Source organism: Roseibium sp. QJM3NY_11 (genome assembly GCF_056173175.1).
The window spans coordinates 1,947,896-1,963,330 of the sequence record NZ_CM149660.1 but is presented as its reverse complement, the minus strand read 5'-3'; the positions used below and the strand labels follow the sequence as shown (position 1 = coordinate 1,963,330).

The window sequence follows — 15,435 nt, the reverse complement described above, 5'->3', positions numbered from 1 at the left end:
CAGTCAGTGCGAAAACCCGAACCGGGCGGCCTAGCCGCTGCGGCCGGACCGTTGTTCAAGACGATCGATCAGATCCTTGGGCACCATCGGCTTGTTCAACAGGGCAAGCAGACGGGCCTTCCGGTTTTCAGGAATGTCGGACGTGGTCAGCCGGGCGATCAGCGCGGCACGCCTTTCCGGCTCCAGCGCGACCAGATCCCCGGACGGGCGCGGGGCGTCCGGTTGCGGCTCCTGCACCGAAACCGGCGCGCCGTCTTTCGGAGCTTGCCGGCCGTCGTCGCTCCGCCTGGTGGTGACCTTCAGGCCGGTTCCAAGCTGCGGCAACCGCTCGCGCACGTAGTCGGCGCCAAAGGGAACATCGGCCAGCACCACCTCATTGCCCATCCGGCGCAGGACCGTGCTGCGGATTTCCTCGATCCGGTCCCCCTCTCCAACCACGAGAAGTCGGCCGTCTTCCGTGACGGCGGCGGACGGTACGAGCGCGACATCGTGCAGGGGCGGCTCATTGACCTCGACCTTGACGAAGTCTCCGGGACGCAGCACCGTTCCCGGCTCGATTTCCAGGGATGCGAACAGCGTCCGGCCCGCCTCTCCCTCCGAGACCACCGCCGCGGACCGGTCGACCCGTCCCGGTACCTCGATCGAGCGTCCGCCGAGTTGCAGCATCACGTTGACCGGCGCCTTGATGAGCGAACCGCTGTCGTCGAGAAGGCGCGAGAATTCGCTGGTCGACAGCGAGAACCTGACTTCCAGCGCTGCCGGATCGATCAGTTGCGCCAGGGCTTCGGAGGCACTGACCCGCCGGCCGAGCGTGGCGTTCACTTCGGAGAGATAGCCGTCGAACGGTGCCGTGAGGGTCGTCTCGTCGAGCACCCGCTGCGCGTCCTTCAGCGCCAGTCTGGCGCGTTTCACGGTCAGGTCCATGCGCTCGATACGCTTGCGCGCGGTGATCACCGCCTGCAGCCGGTTGCTCAGGGACTGCTCCAGCGACGCAACGCCCAGTTCCTCGGCCTCGACCTGAACCGCGGTCGAATAGCCCTTGTCCTTCAATTGCCGCTGACGCTCCAGCGCCTGTCGGCGCAGCTCAAGCTGACGGCGCGCGGCTACAAGTTCCTGCTCGGCGCCGACAATGGCCTCCTCGGCTTCGGCTTTCTGCGCTTCCGCGTCCGCAAGGGCCGCCTCGGCGTCCAGAACCAGGAAATCCGCATTGGCCGGATCGATCCGCAGGAGCAACTCGCCTTCGGCAACGGCGGCGCCGTCGCGAAACTTTGCGGCGACATCGACAAGCCGGCCTTCGGAACTGGCCCTGAGCTCAAGCGTGCGCCAGCTTTCGATCTCGCCATAGGCGGTCGTGACCGGAGCGACGGTCTGCGGAGTGAGTTCGGCGACATTGACCGAGTAGCTGCGTTCCCGGGCAGGCCGCTTGCGCACCGTCTCTTCCACGGTCATGACCCCGTAGAGCCGGTAGACGCCGAACCCGGCAAAGCCGATCATCACCGCCATCAATGCCAGACCCACGAGCCCGCGCACCAGGAACCGCATACACCTCTCCCACCGAAACAGAGCGCCGCGCGCTGTTCGCACGCGGCCCCGACGAATGCGCACGAAAAAAACGCGCCTGAATCACATCGCTCAAACTACCATGCATGTAAGGCGAAATTCTGAAAACCTTGTAACCACTTGTAACAAAAAACCCGGCACCTTTCGGTGCCGGGCCTGTTGCCAAAATCGCCGGTCAGGTCAGAACTTGTAACCAACCCCCATCCGCACCTGCGAATTGTTGAACTCCGAGCTGACACCCGTTCCGTTCAGGTTGAAATCCTGGCTGCCGAAGTCCTGGTAGACGTACTCGAGCCGGGCGCTCACGTTGTTGGTGATGGCCGCCTCGGCACCCGCACCGACGGTCCAGCCCAGCGCTGTCTTGCTGTCCTTGTCGCCGGCCCCGGAGAGTTCCAGGTCGGCCAGGGCGAGGCCGCCGGCGCCATAGACCATGTATCGGTCGAAGGTATAGCCGACGCGTGCCCGGATATTGGAATTCCAGTCCGACTTGGACGTGACGTTCAGGCCGCCATTGCGGCGCGAGTCTTCCAGGTCCGTCAGACTGAAATCGGCTTCCGCGCCGAGAACCATATTCGGCGTGACCTGGAAATTGTAACCGGCATAGAGACCGCCGGCGACGCCGTTTGCGTTGGTGCCCAGACCGGTATTGCCGGATTCGTTGGCGAAGTTGCCGAAGGCCCAGCCGAGGTTGCCGCCGAGATAGATCCCGGACCAGTCAATGCTCTGCTGCGGAGCCGGAACCGCCTCGTAGGCCGGTGCCGGTGACTGGGGCAGATCCGCGGCCAGTACCGGTGCGGTAGCGGCCGTTGCGGCGGTCAATGCCATGCCAGCAAGTGCAAGACGTTTCATCAAAGATACTCCAGATCCACATGACTCGTTATCAGATAGCCGGACAGGCCGGCCAAGTGCGAGCAGGACGGGCGTCACGCGTCCCCACTCTCCCCCTCAGGCGAGATATGGGGAGTGTTTGTGGCGGATCAGGATTGAGATTTGGGAGTTTTGATGGCAAATAACGGCAACAATCAGACAGGTTCAATGGCCCGTTAAGACCATTGCAATTTGCACGTTCCGTCGCCATCTGCCGGGTAGAAAGATCGTTGTCCCCGCCTTTCCCCGGATCAATCTATTGCGTATAAGGCGCCCAACCGGACTTGGCTCCCTTCCAGGGGCCGGGCACGTCGATCACACCAGACCGGAACCGGAACTCGTAAATGCTGTTTGACTACATCAGCCTCGCAGGCGGACTTGTTGTTCTGATTATCGCAGGCGATGTCTTGGTCAGAGGGTCTGTCGGGGTAGCGCAGCGTCTTGGAATTCCCAATCTGGTCATCGGCCTGACCATCGTTGCCTTCGGAACATCGGCTCCGGAACTGGTCATTTCCCTGAATGCCGCCCTGGCCGGTGCCGGCGGCATCGCCATCGGCAATGTGGTCGGATCGAATATCGCCAATGTGCTTCTCGTCCTGGGCATGCCCGCCCTGATCGCGGCAACGCCCTGCGGAGAGACCGGCGCGACCCGCAACGCTCTCTATATGGTCGCCGTCACGCTTGTCTTCATCGCCCTGTGTTTCTTCACCCCCATCGGCTTGCCGGCGGGGCTGCTGTTGCTGGCTCTTCTGGGCGTTTTTCTGGCGGCCTCGACGATCGTGGCGCAGCGCCACCGCAAGGAGCAGAAGGCGATTGCCGCCGCGGCCGCCGGTGCCGCCGTCGCGACTGCAGACGCCGCCGACGGAGCCGACGATATGCTGGACGATGTCGAAGACGTTCCCGATTCCCTCTGGATCGCGTTTGTCTATATTGCTCTTGGCATGGTCGGATTGCCCCTTGGCGCACATTTCACGATCACCGGCGCAACGTCCATCGCCTCGGCCTGGGGCGTGAGCGAAGCGGTCATCGGCCTGACCGTGATTGCGCTCGGCACGTCGCTTCCGGAACTCGCCACCACGGTCATGGCGGCCATCCGCCAGCACGGCGCGGTGGCCATCGGCAACGTCATCGGATCCAACATCTTCAATCTGCTCGCGATCATCGGCATCACCGCCGTGGTCGTTCCCATCGATGTTCCGTCCGAAGTGTTGAAACTGGACATCTGGGTGATGCTGGCCTGTGCGCTAATACTGACGGCGCTGGCCGGTTTCCGCGTCTGCCTCGGCAGGATTTCCGGCCTCGCGATGACCGCCGCCTACGCCATTTACATCGCCACGGTCTACATGTTCGGGCATGCCGCCTGAGCATCACACCCTTGCACCGGTAACAGCGGATCGCCCCGGGCCTCTTTCCTGAAGGCCGATTGACGCTTAAATGTCTGCCATGCAGGACAAAACCGATTCTCATAACGAGGGTGCGCCCGAGCCCCAGGAAGACGCGGCAGCCGTGCGCAAGGGCGTGGAGGTCATCGCCGACGAGGTCAGGCGCCTGCCCAACGGACCGGGCGTCTACCGCATGCTCGATGAAGACGGCCTGGTTCTCTACGTCGGCAAGGCGCGCAGCCTGAAAAAGCGGGTGACCAGCTACACCAGGCTTCAGGGTCAGTCCAATCGCATCGGCCGCATGATCCTGGCGACGGCGGCGATGGAATTCGTCGTCACCCGGACGGAAGCCGAAGCGCTCCTGCTGGAAGCCAATCTGATCAAGCGGCTGCGCCCGCGCTTCAACGTGCTGCTGCGGGACGACAAGTCCTTCCCCTATATTCTCGTGACCGGAGAGCACCCGGCACCGGCCATCGTCAAGCACCGGGGCGCCCGCAAGCGCAAGGGCGACTATTTCGGGCCCTTCGCCTCCGCCGGAGCCGTCGACCGCACGATCAACGCCCTGCAGAAAGCCTTCCTGATCCGGACCTGTTCGGACAGCTTTTACGAAAACCGCACCCGCCCCTGCCTGCAGTACCAGATCAAGCGCTGCGCCGGCCCGTGCACCGGGGAAATCGATCCGCAGGACTACGCCGGTCTCGTCTCGGAAGCCAAGGCGTTCCTGTCCGGCCGCAGCCAGCTGATCAAGAAGCAGCTCGCCGAACAGATGGAAACGGCGTCCGCGGATCTGGAATTCGAGCGCGCCGCCATTTACCGCGACCGCCTGTCGGCCCTGTCCCACGTCCAGGCCCATCAGGGCATCAACCCGCAATCGGTCGAGGAAGCCGATGTCTTCGCCATCCATCAGGATGGCGGCCAGAGCTGTGTCCAGGTTTTCTTCTTCCGCACCGGCCAGAACTGGGGCAACCGGGCCTATTTCCCGAAGGCCGACAAGTCCCTTGAGGAAGCCGACATCCTGGAAAGCTTCCTCGCCCAGTTCTATGACGACAAGCCGGCGCCCCGCCAGATCCTTCTGTCCCATGCGCTTGAAGAGCAGGACCTGCTTGCGGAAGCCCTGAGCGAACGCACCGGCCGCAAGGTCGAGATTACGACGCCGAAGCGCGGCGAAAAGAAGGACCTGGTGGACCACGCGCTCACCAATGCCCGCGAGGCCCTTGGCCGCCGTCTGGCGGAAACCTCCAGCCAGGCCCGGCTGCTGAAGGGGGTCGCCGAAGCCTTCGATCTCGCCGCTCCGCCGCGCCGGATCGAGGTCTACGACAACTCCCACATCATGGGCACCAATGCGGTTGGCGGCATGATCGTCGCGGGGCTGGAAGGGTTCAACAAGGGGCAATACCGAAAGTTCAACATCAAGTCGGAGGATCTCGTTCCGGGCGACGACTACGGCATGATGCGCGAGGTCCTGTCCCGGCGTTTTTCGCGCCTCCTCAAGGAACACGCCCGCCCGGAGAAACCGGAAACACCGGAAACACTGGAGCCGCAGGAGGTGGCCGACGGCGATGAAGCTGGCGAAGACCTGCCGGCGGCCACGGACATGCCCGCCTGGCCCGATCTGGTTCTGGTTGACGGCGGCCAGGGACAGCTCACGGCCGCGCGCGAAACCCTGGAAGGCCTCGGCATCACCGACGTGCCTCTTGTCGGGATAGCCAAGGGGCCGGACCGGGATGCCGGACGCGAGAAATTCTTCATTCCCGGACGCCAGTCGATCATGCTGCCAGAGCGCGATCCGGTTCTTTATTTCGTCCAGCGCCTGCGCGACGAGGCGCACCGGTTCGCCATCGGCAGCCACCGTGCCCGCCGCAAGAAGGACATCACACGCAATCCGCTGGACGAGATCGCAGGCATCGGCCCGACCCGCAAGAAGGCCTTGCTGACGCATTTCGGCACCGCCAAGGCGGTATCGAAGGCCGGACTGGAGGATCTGGCGGCTGTCCCGGGCATTTCCGAAGCCATGGCAAGGCTGGTCTATGACCATTTCCATGAGTGAGGCCGGCTGATGGGGCTTTCCGGACCGGTGCTGCTCCCCGCTCCTCGATGGCCCGCCCCGAGCCTGCTGCAAGCTTTGCCCACGGACCCGGGTCGCTTGTGCTATGCACACCGCACCACACCGTATGCCGGAAACGCCAGCCATGCCGCTTGACCCCCACCCAAGATCGCGATCCCCGCTCCAGGCCTGTCTCTCCTTCGCGGGCTGGTGCGGCAACCTCGGCGCTGTTGCGGTCTGCGTCCTGGGCCTGTCCGCGTTTCTGGCACCCGATTTCTGGCTCGCGGACAACATGAGCTTCTTTCTGAGGCAGTTTCTCGCAGCCGGTCTGGCGGGCTGCCTTGCCGGAGCACTCGGCCTTCTGGTCCGTCATCGCCTTGCCCGGGTCTACCGCCTCCTCTGCTGCCTTGCGCTGGCGGCGCTGATAGGCCTTGCCGGACTGACCGGAGCCCGCACGCTCGCCAACACCAGGCCCGCGGCTCCGCTTGCGGCGGGCGAGCCTCCGCTCAAGATCGTCTCCGTCAACATTGAACGCCTTTTCCTCGGCGACACGGTTTTTCAGGAGTTCCTGGAAACGGAACGACCCGATGTCATCGTCCTCCAGGAAGTGCTGTGGGGACTGCAGGAACGCCGCTGGCAACGTCTTGGCCTCAGCGTCGGAAGCGCGGGGGAACACGGCTTTCCACATCATCTCAGGGTCGGAGATCTCGGCGGCCTTGCCGTCTATTCCCGCTTTCCGATCGTCGAGACGGACTCGCGCATAATCCAGGGGGACCTTCCGACCGGCGCAAATGTCTATTACGACGCCGACCGCGAGGTGCTGTCGCTCACGCTGGACACGGGCGCAGCGCCGCTGCATCTGGTGGCCATCCATCCGGACAGTCCGCGCACCGAGGCACGCTGGCAGAACAAGCGCAGCTATTTCGACGAGGTCGACAGGATCGTCGACGGGCTCAAGGCCGGCAACGGTGACAACATCGTGGCCATCGGCGACTGGAACAGTGCACCCTGGTCCGCCCGGTTCCAGGAAACGCTCGACCGCAACGGCCTGAAGACCGCCTATCCGGACGGCTGGCCCCAGACCACCCGCTTCTTTTTTGACTACCGCCTGCACTGGATCCTGGGCGCACCGGTCGACCAGTTCGCGGTCTCGAAGGACATTCAGGTGGTCGATGTGCGTCTCGGCCCCGACATCGGTTCGGACCATCTTCCGCTTATTGTCGAACTTGGCCAGACCTCGCTTCCGGCCAATTGAGCAAATGGCTGTGGTTTCAACCGAAAAGTGTTTGAGCCGGCGCCCGGATTTTTGAAGACTGGCCGGACCTTGAAGACCGATTCCCAGTAAGAAGCGCATGGCCAAGCTCTATTTCAACTATTCCTCGATGAACGCCGGCAAGTCGACGGTGCTGCTGCAGGCCGCCTACAACTACCAGGAGCGCGGCATGACCACGCTCCTCATGATCGCCGCCTTCGACAACCGCGCCGGCAAGGGCCGGATCGCCTCCAGGATCGGGCTCGGCGCCGATGCGGACATCTTCAACGCCAGGGACAATGTCTACGACCATGTCACCAGGGCCCTCGAAGCGGGCAGGATCGATGCGGTCCTCGTCGACGAAGCCCAGTTCCTGACCGAAGACCAGGTCTGGCAACTGGCCAGGATCGCCGACGAGCTGCGCATTCCAGTGATGTGTTTCGGCCTCAGGACCGACTTTCAGGGCAAGCTCTTCCCCGGCAGTGCCGCCCTGCTCGCGCTTGCCGACAATCTGAAGGAAATCAAGACCATCTGCTGGTGCGGCCGCAAGGCCACCATGGTCGCCCGGCTCGACGCCGACGGCCGCATCGTGGAAGAAGGCGACCAGGTCGTCATCGGCGGCAACGAGACTTACGTCTCGCTGTGCCGCAACCACTGGACCCGGCGGGAACTGGGATGAGCCAGGACCGGCAGCATTTCACGCTTGTTCCGGAATTGCACCGTTTCTGATGTCGGGTGTTGGGTGGAGAGCAAGCGAAGGTCCGGAGAGGGCGGGATGCGGGCATTTGTTGCGGGTGCGAATGCATCTCGGTCTCAAGGCGGAAGCGGACTTTCGAGTCCGCATTCCGGGTTGGTGCCAGGAAATAGGACACGTGGGGGGAGGAGTATGAATTCGCCGCCCTGTCGTATGAAACCGAAATGCCAGCTCACTCTGGTTGCTCTATTTTCGGAAAGGCCTGCGAGTAACTTTCAAGTTTTCGCGGTCGTTTGAAGTGCTGAACGACATTTGGCCGACTTAGGCTTGTAAATTGAAGCAGCATCCTGGATTCTAGAGCATACTATACAAATCCCGAGAGCGCTTGGCGCTGAAGCGGGTCAAGTAAGGCGCGCGCACCGAAAATGACTATGACCTTTGACGTTGAGAACCAGAACGAGCTCCCAATAGAAGAGAACTTTGTGGAGCAAGCTGAATATATAGATCGAGCGAAGTTTCTGGAGCTTTCAGCGCAGCACCCCGATGAGGTGAGTATTCTGAAGAAGTTAATGGGCGGTGGCGCGAAGCTGCTCATTGGGCCAAGAGGGTGCGGGAAGAGTACTCTAATGAGAAAAGCTTTTTTCCACATCCTTGAAAGCGGCAAAGGCAACGCGATTCCCATCTACGTCAATTTCAAACTGGCTTTGAAGCTAGAGCCCTTTTATGTGAATGGTCCGAATGCAACCTACTGGTTTAAAGCCTGGTTAGTGCTGAAAGTACTTTTGGCAGTATGGGAAACATGGGAGTTTGAGGACGACATTATTTTGCCCTCAGAATTTCCACCAAGAGAGAAACTCAACAAACTTATTGATATTTTAGAAGCCAGCCGCGCCGAAGATGATCAAGTCAACAATTTTAGTATCGGTTTTTTGACTGAAATTATGGACGACCTCGCAACCGAGAACAGTGCAAAGCGAGTTGTCATTCTGATCGACGATGCGGCGCATTCATTTTCGGAAAAGCAACAAGAAGACTTTTTTGATTTCTTTAGGGCAATTAAGTCGCGGACAATCTCTCCAAAAGCTGCGGTTTATCCCGGAATAACTGCCCATTCCGCAAGCTTTCATGTCGGGCATGATGCAGAGCAAATTGACGCGTGGGTCAAGCCATCAGGGCAGGAATACGAAGATTTTATGTTGTCTTTGGCAAACAAGCGCTTTGTAGGTACCAACATTGATGTGGTCTCTAAAAATGAAGAAGATATTCGCTTTCTAGCGTACTGCTCTTTTGGAATTCCGCGAGCATTTCTAGGTATGCTCAGGTCGATTTATAACTCTCAGGAAGCGTATAAGACAACGGACGGTACTCTCAACAAAACCGGCATCCTACGCCTGTCTAGATCTGGGCGTGACATGTCGCATGCCGTCTTTGACTCTCTTTCATCCAAATTGCCGTCCTATGAAAGCTACGTGACTAATGGCGCGAAGATTTACCAAGCAATCCTTTCACAAATAAAAGACTACAATCGAGGCAAGGAGCTAGAAAAACAAGGCTTGCAGTTTGCTATTCGCATGCCAATCGAGGCTGATATTGAGAAAGTATTCGGCTTTCTCCAGTACTCAGGATTAATTATGCCGTCCGGGTCGATACTAAAAGGTGAGAAGGGTTCGTTTCAGCATTATCATGTCCATACAGGAGATATAACCGCGGAAAACGTGATTGTGGGGCAAAGAACTAAGTCGATCGCTTCATTCTTGAAGGTCATTCGGGCAACCAAGCATCAGGCTTGGCCTCGGTTGACTTCAGCGGCTCTTTTGGAAGTAGCAGAAACCAACGCCAACGACTTCACCCTAACACTGCCAGTATGCCATGTGTGTGCCTCTCCGAGGAGCAACCCAGAGGCGAGATTTTGTTCGAATTGCGGAACGCAACTCAAGCCCTCCTCTGCATACGAGGCATTGGTGGGTCAGCCTATATCTGTATTGCCAATCTCAAAGACGCTGGAGAAGCGCATTCGAGACCATTCCAATATTCGAAAGGTTCGAGATATATTGCTTGACGTGGATCGACAGACATTACTAGGCATTCCCTATGTCGGTAAAATTCGTGCACAGCAGATTGTCGGCCACGCCGAAGAACATGTGTCATGACACTGAACATAGAAGATTTTGCGAATGGAGCCCCCGCCTCAAGTAGTATCGGCTCAATAGACGAGTACTTAGTCGAGACTGACTACCCCAACCCGATTGACGCATACATTTTGTATTCAAGAAGTTTATTAAGGTACGGCACCGCAGATCGGCTTGCTGAGAATAAACATCTTGGTGGATTACTTCTTCTGGGCTCAGTATCAGCTGCAGAAGCCTATTTTCGATCCATATTATCATTGGCTTTGGAGGCTTGTCCTATTTGCAGGCAAGTTTCGGCAGAAAAGCAGATAAATTTGGGAGGAGCACTGTGGCATGGCCACGCGGAATTTAGGCGAAGTGCATTTGAACACATGTCCTTCAGCTCCAAAGAAGAGCTAAAGAAGGCAACGCGCCAGTTCATTAGGTTTGACCTGAGAGACGCAAAGTTCAAAGGGCCGCTGGATCAATTCGAATTAGTTTGTCATCTCAGGCATGGGCTCGTCCATAACGGAGGCACTCTACCCGGGCGCAATGCGGTCCAAATTGAGGCCAAAGCCTACTCAAAACCAGTACGGATAAACGTGAGCTTTCGTCTCTTGCAGAGAACCATTGAGGCCGTGGACACGCTGGTTTTAACTCTTAATCGTGAACTCTTCGCAGAAATGTGCAAAAGATGGGCCGTAGATTGGAGGCAGCGCGCCGATTGGGATCCTTCAGCTGAAGATCGGGCGTTCCGGAAATTATGGTCGGCTTTTACAAGCAATGAACTTATTGGGGCGCGGACCGGTCGATCAGCATTCTCGCGCAGTCGATGTATGTCGCAAGTGCGAGATTACTATAATCTCTGAGCCGTTCAGTTTTTCCAGCGTCAGGGTTATCTAGGCAGTTATGAAGAATTGCCTGGGGCTGCATCAATTAGCATGCGAAGCGTAGGTTCGGTCTGATAAGGTCGCACTGCAGCATGTCGCGTAACTGATGAATTTCAGCTCCGGACCGAAAAATACATTTGGCCTAGTTGGTGTGAATGTCTCCTTCAGCAGCCTAGTGTCCGCAAGCAGGCGGTCACTTGCCGGCCCCGTTGCGGTCGTTCATCGGTTCCGCAGCGAACGCCCGCTTCCCGCCCACTTTAGGCCTTCGCTGGTCTCGCAACGAACGGCTGCTTTAAGGCTCGGTTCGAGAGCTGCACAATAGCTGGAACAGCGGCGCATTGCTGCCGTTCAGTACACTCTCAGCGAAGGTCGGTTTTGACTCAGAAAGGAGACTGCCGGGAATTGCGCGCCTTCTCGCAGCAAAAAAGATGACCCCAGCCAACGTAAAATCAATTCAATCTGTTCAAATAACCTGACGCAGAACCGCTTCCAGACATTGAGAAAAAGACGTCGTTATCGCGCTCAGCGCTGTTTGACTGCGTCCGAACTCTGTTCCTCAGAGCCTCTGCTGTAATGGACACCCCAACCTCAAGATTAGAATGGTGTTCACCAAGGCTTGGATCAATCAGGCCATGCTGGTACCGGTCGACAAGCGCTTCAGGGAGATCAACCAGCCAGAAGTTTTCATCAGAATGGAACGACAGAAGGATCTTGTATGGGTCAACCCCGTGTTCTTTGATCATCGCCTCAATCAGAACCATGCCGTCATCAGGTGAAAGGCCGACCTCCTCGCGAATGGCCTGGGGGGCTGCCGTGTATCTGTAGGCGGGTGACGCCCTGCGCGGCAGTCGAAAGAACAAGGGTGGCTTTTCAAGCAGGCTGGGGCAGAGAGCACCAATTTTTTCGATGAACACCTTTCCGACGCCGAAATCGTCGCCATGAAAGGCAATCATGTGTTCAACCGATTTGTAGGCAATGTGTTCGTGCCCAGCGAATTCGGCGGAATTCGCATCACCGATCCAAACGTCGTTCTGGTAATCGACATCCAAAAGCGTGAATTCACATCCGGTGATCCCGATGCTGAAATTCCATTGGTGCTCAAAAAGACGATTTGCGTCTCCCGGATTGCGCATCAGGATCTTGATCCCAATGACACCAAATGGCGCTTCGCGTGAGATCATCTTTTGAACGGCGCCGTCCTGAATATCAAAGACAGTGGAGGTGTTCCACAAGTCGATGAGATGAGACTGGAACTCTGCGCCTATCGTATCAATCAGTCTTTCAACGCGGCCCTTGCTTGGTGACACATCAGTCTCCGGTCTCTGTTTGGTCACTCATTCCAGACCAATATATGTCATCTACGCAGTATCAGTAACTCCCTGCCTTTCAAAAAAGCGCCCCTGAAGAGGTTTGGTGTGTCCGACACATCAGACCTTCATTCGACCCGCAATGAACGGCTGTTCCACGTCCAACTTGTGAATTCAATCCGTCTGCGGTGAATGACGGCTTTCGGGAGCAAGGGGAAAACCGACACATGTCCGATATGCGTGCGCGGGATGCTTCAACAATTTCAAAAAGGATCGGCGTTGCGTTGTTCTCATGATCTCATGTGAACGCGGGCTGGTCGGGGCGACAGATCAGCGGCGCCGAGATCTGAAGATGTTTTTCAAAACCCCGGTTGCGACCGCCAAGAACGTTGTTTCAATTGAGGGCAAGACCTCAATCGAGCGGAACCAATCAGCGCTGGCCGATCCACAAACCGCCCCGCTTGCTTTCCGGGAGCTCAGAGAACTGATCCGCAACTGTCCACCAATGTCATTTGGTGAGACCCTGCGTCAGTTGATGGACACGTTCGTCAGAGACGGATTTTTTGATCTGGGCGAGGTTGCAGGCAAAATAAATTTTGGGGCCAGAACCATTCAACGCAAGCTTGCCTGCGAGGGAACCTCTTTCACACACCTTTTGGCGAATGCGCGGCGCCGATACGCTGAAGAACTTCTGACCAAATCCAACTTAACAATTGCGGAGTTATCCCTGCACTTGGGTTTTTCCTGCCGGCAACGCTTTATCCGAGCCTTCAGGTCATGGGCCGGTATTAGCCTAGGACTGTTCAGGTTGAAGGTTCAAGAACGAACCTCGGCAGATAGGAACAGTGCCATCAGATGGGTTCTTATTTGTTGAGGTTGGCATTAGAATTCGCTGCGAATTGAACGACTGACCACCCACCGCAGAAAGCAGACGTTTGTTTCATGCGTTTCTGGGTTTTCCGGAGACGCCATTTCCATTAAAGCTCCAACGGTCTATCCCGATCAACCGAAAGCGGTGAGATGAACGACGCAGCGACCGAGATAATTCTGCACAACTACCCCCAATCGCCTGTTGCCGAAAAGGTGCGCGTCGCCCTCGGTATCAAGAGGCTCTCCTGGCGGGACGTGGAGATACCGAGGCTGCCGCCAAAACCGATGCTGACCACGCTTACCGGCGGATACAGGAGAACGCCGGTCATGCAAATCGGAGCAGATATATATTGTGACAGCCAGTGCATTCTGCGCGAGTTGGAACGCCGCCATCCCGCATCCTCCTTTATGCCTACGGCAGACGTAGGTCTGATGTGGTGCCTCAGTCGTTGGACCGACGGGGCGCTTTTTGATCTCGCAGTCAAGATCGTGCTGGGTTCAGCTGGAGAGAACCTTCCAGCGGATTTCGCCGAAGACCGCGGCCGGCTGTATCTCGGTGAGAACTGGGCAGAAGGTTTGAAGACAGCGAACACCCAGTTGCCGCATTTGGTCGCCCAATTGCGTGCGCCACTGTACTGGCTGGACACGATGCTGGCAGATGGCCGGCCCTTTTTGCTCGGAGATGCACCAGGGGCGATCGATGCCCAGATGTACCACGTGGTCTGGTTTGTCCGCGGTCGCTTTTCCGGCGGTGAGGCTTTGTTGTCCGAGTTCACCAATCTGGTTCGATGGGAGACGAACGTTCGCGATCTGGGGCACGGCTCATCCAGCAGTATGTCACCCTCAGACGCAATTGATCGGGCCCGGGAGCAGGCACCTGTCACTGAGCCCCGGGTGATGCCCAATGACCCACAAGGGCTCAAAACTGGCATGCCCATAACCGTTAGCCCGGATGTGGACGGCGGTGAGCAACCGGTCGAGGGAACCGTGGTCTATGCCGACGCGGAAACGATTGCTGTGGAACGCACGGGCGATGATGTGGGCACGCTGTGTGTCCATTTTCCACGCGCCGGCTATCGGATCTTGCTCGTCTGAAGAGCTTCTATGCCATCCGATTGAATTCCATCCCTGGTTCCAAATGCCGCGAACGACCCAGTTGCGCCTTCATTTCGGACACCGGGCTATCAAAGCCGGAGACCCGTCATTCGCTGCGTTCTGCACGAGCGGCAGCTATGGGCCGGAATCGACACCTCGTCCTGGGCCGATCAGAGTCAGTCAAGCCCTATCAGAGCACGTCATTCGGCCCATCTCCTTCGAAGACAGGTTGTCGCCGCGGAGACAATATTGACCATCCAATCAAAAATACTCCATGACAACTCTTGCGCGAATTTTGATAACCTATTGGAAAAAAGAAAATCTATGTGCGAGCAATGCGCGCTGGTTTTCGACCCTTGATAGCTTTCGCTAGCTTAGCCTGAACCTGTTTGGTGAATTTGATGCTGAACGCGCCTATCCGACCGCCCGGTTCGAAGTAATAAGACTGTTCTGGGAAGTCGGAGTTGAACTCGTCACAGATCACCCGAAGACTGAGGTGTTCATCGAGCCCGGCCCGCATTTTTTTTCGATCTGCGGAACTTCGATGAAATGAGGGCCTTCCGCCCTTCGGTTTCGCTGCGGCCGGCTTGCCAACTCCATAGATACGAATAGTCCCAGACATCGCCCATGCTTGGTGTGCCCTGTCGATCAGTCATTCTCGATACTGTCTTCCAGCGCCGAAAGCAGATCACTGGAATCGGCATCGGACAGTTCAGTCACGTGAACGGCTTTTCTGGTATCCGTCTTCTGCTGAATGCGTTCGAACTCTTCGATCGTCAGCATGACGAAGCGGGATTTTCCGTGCCGTTGAATGGCAACAGGCTCCTGGGCCGCCGCTGCGAGGACATCCCCGGTCTTGTTCGCAAGTTCTGTCGAACTGAAAGCACGCATGGCAGCCTCCCATTGGGTTTCGATAAAATCACTATATTAGCTAAAATGGGTAAAATAAACATTTTCAAAGCGAGATATCTGCGTTTCCAAAAACTGTTGCGGATAGTCAAATGACCGCTCCGGCCCGGAAGGAGCCCACCCTTTGTCAGCACGAAACTCCCCTCGCCTGAACCGCCTGCTCGCCGCTATTCTCCATTGCCGCCGCAAGGCGACCAGGTCGTCATCGGCGGCAACGAAGCCTGCGTCTCGCTGTGCGGCGACCACTGGAGCCGGCGGGGGTTGGGGCAGGACGCAAGCCCCTGCAAAACCTCTCCCTTCACTTGGTCTCCTCACGCCCGGACATTGGGAAAACAGGCAATCTTTTTACCGCTCGCGAATGTGTTAGTTTGCCCGCGCGGCGCCGCACGATGGTGGGCAGCCGTCACTGAAGGGGACAGGCATCCGGCACGCGCGCAGACGCGAGCGGGATGCTTCA

General features: G+C 57.9%; 12 protein-coding genes. 8 read left to right on the top strand and 4 right to left on the bottom strand.

The annotated features are described in order from the left end of the window. Positions 1-30: 30 nt before the first annotated feature. Positions 31-1,542 carry an efflux RND transporter periplasmic adaptor subunit gene (locus AC0VX3_RS08965; protein ID WP_475524417.1) on the bottom strand — a complete coding sequence of 504 codons (1,512 nt, stop codon included), beginning with the start codon at positions 1,540-1,542 and terminating at the stop codon, positions 31-33. Positions 1,543-1,740: 198 nt separating this feature from the next. Next, positions 1,741-2,409, bottom strand: a complete 669-nt coding sequence (locus AC0VX3_RS08960; protein ID WP_342895387.1) for an outer membrane protein — start codon at positions 2,407-2,409, stop codon at positions 1,741-1,743. Between the two features lie 362 nt (positions 2,410-2,771). Between AC0VX3_RS08960 and AC0VX3_RS08955 the strand changes: the two genes are divergently transcribed. The 6 genes from AC0VX3_RS08955 (at position 2,772) to AC0VX3_RS08930 (ending at position 10,776) form a co-directional block, all read left to right on the top strand. Further along, complete coding sequence (locus AC0VX3_RS08955) at positions 2,772-3,791, top strand: calcium/sodium antiporter (RefSeq protein ID WP_475524416.1); 1,020 nt, start codon at positions 2,772-2,774, stop codon at positions 3,789-3,791. 79 nt (positions 3,792-3,870) lie between these two features. Continuing rightward, positions 3,871-5,856, top strand: coding sequence for an excinuclease ABC subunit UvrC (gene uvrC / locus AC0VX3_RS08950; RefSeq protein WP_475524415.1), 1,986 nt, complete (start codon positions 3,871-3,873; stop codon positions 5,854-5,856). Positions 5,857-5,998: 142 nt separating this feature from the next. Beyond that, complete coding sequence (locus tag AC0VX3_RS08945) at positions 5,999-7,108, top strand: endonuclease/exonuclease/phosphatase family protein (protein WP_475524414.1); 1,110 nt, start codon at positions 5,999-6,001, stop codon at positions 7,106-7,108. A 97-nt stretch (positions 7,109-7,205) separates the two neighbouring features. After that, positions 7,206-7,784 carry a thymidine kinase gene (locus AC0VX3_RS08940; protein ID WP_475524413.1) on the top strand — a complete coding sequence of 193 codons (579 nt, stop codon included), beginning with the start codon at positions 7,206-7,208 and terminating at the stop codon, positions 7,782-7,784. A 446-nt stretch (positions 7,785-8,230) separates the two neighbouring features. Continuing rightward, positions 8,231-9,949: an ORC-CDC6 family AAA ATPase gene (locus AC0VX3_RS08935; RefSeq protein WP_475524412.1), complete on the top strand. Its 1,719-nt coding sequence runs from the start codon at positions 8,231-8,233 to the stop codon at positions 9,947-9,949. Then, complete coding sequence (locus tag AC0VX3_RS08930) at positions 9,946-10,776, top strand: hypothetical protein (protein WP_475524411.1); 831 nt, start codon at positions 9,946-9,948, stop codon at positions 10,774-10,776. Before AC0VX3_RS08935 ends, AC0VX3_RS08930 begins: the two co-directional genes overlap by 4 nt. A gap of 470 nt (positions 10,777-11,246) precedes the next feature. Here AC0VX3_RS08930 and AC0VX3_RS08925 read toward each other — a convergent pair whose 3' ends face one another. Beyond that, the gene (locus tag AC0VX3_RS08925; RefSeq protein WP_475524410.1) at positions 11,247-12,104 is read right to left on the bottom strand and encodes a hypothetical protein; all 858 of its coding nucleotides are present in this window, start codon (positions 12,102-12,104) and stop codon (positions 11,247-11,249) included. A gap of 352 nt (positions 12,105-12,456) precedes the next feature. On the opposite strand from AC0VX3_RS08925, the gene AC0VX3_RS08920 reads away from it, so the two are divergent. After that, positions 12,457-12,978: a helix-turn-helix domain-containing protein gene (locus AC0VX3_RS08920; RefSeq protein ID WP_475524409.1), complete on the top strand. Its 522-nt coding sequence runs from the start codon at positions 12,457-12,459 to the stop codon at positions 12,976-12,978. 146 nt (positions 12,979-13,124) lie between these two features. Further along, positions 13,125-14,069, top strand: a complete 945-nt coding sequence (locus AC0VX3_RS08915) for a glutathione S-transferase family protein (protein ID WP_475524408.1) — start codon at positions 13,125-13,127, stop codon at positions 14,067-14,069. A gap of 648 nt (positions 14,070-14,717) precedes the next feature. On the opposite strand, the gene AC0VX3_RS08910 is transcribed toward AC0VX3_RS08915, so the two are convergent. Continuing rightward, positions 14,718-14,960 (bottom strand): type II toxin-antitoxin system Phd/YefM family antitoxin, encoded by a 243-nt coding sequence (locus AC0VX3_RS08910; protein ID WP_475524407.1) that lies wholly within the window; start codon positions 14,958-14,960, stop codon positions 14,718-14,720. Between the last annotated feature and the right edge of the window lie 475 nt (positions 14,961-15,435).

Coding starts and splice junctions, on each gene's coding strand:
- AC0VX3_RS08940 (WP_475524413.1), top strand. CDS start 7,206: ATGGCCAAGCTCTATTTCAACTATTCCTCGATGAACGCCGGCAAGTCG.
- AC0VX3_RS08915 (WP_475524408.1), top strand. CDS start 13,125: ATGAACGACGCAGCGACCGAGATAATTCTGCACAACTACCCCCAATCG.
- uvrC (WP_475524415.1), top strand. CDS start 3,871: ATGCAGGACAAAACCGATTCTCATAACGAGGGTGCGCCCGAGCCCCAG.
- AC0VX3_RS08955 (WP_475524416.1), top strand. CDS start 2,772: ATGCTGTTTGACTACATCAGCCTCGCAGGCGGACTTGTTGTTCTGATT.
- AC0VX3_RS08935 (WP_475524412.1), top strand. CDS start 8,231: ATGACCTTTGACGTTGAGAACCAGAACGAGCTCCCAATAGAAGAGAAC.
- AC0VX3_RS08930 (WP_475524411.1), top strand. CDS start 9,946: ATGACACTGAACATAGAAGATTTTGCGAATGGAGCCCCCGCCTCAAGT.
- AC0VX3_RS08910 (WP_475524407.1), bottom strand. CDS start 14,960: ATGCGTGCTTTCAGTTCGACAGAACTTGCGAACAAGACCGGGGATGTC.
- AC0VX3_RS08945 (WP_475524414.1), top strand. CDS start 5,999: ATGCCGCTTGACCCCCACCCAAGATCGCGATCCCCGCTCCAGGCCTGT.
- AC0VX3_RS08965 (WP_475524417.1), bottom strand. CDS start 1,542: ATGCGGTTCCTGGTGCGCGGGCTCGTGGGTCTGGCATTGATGGCGGTG.
- AC0VX3_RS08920 (WP_475524409.1), top strand. CDS start 12,457: ATGTTTTTCAAAACCCCGGTTGCGACCGCCAAGAACGTTGTTTCAATT.
- AC0VX3_RS08960 (WP_342895387.1), bottom strand. CDS start 2,409: ATGAAACGTCTTGCACTTGCTGGCATGGCATTGACCGCCGCAACGGCC.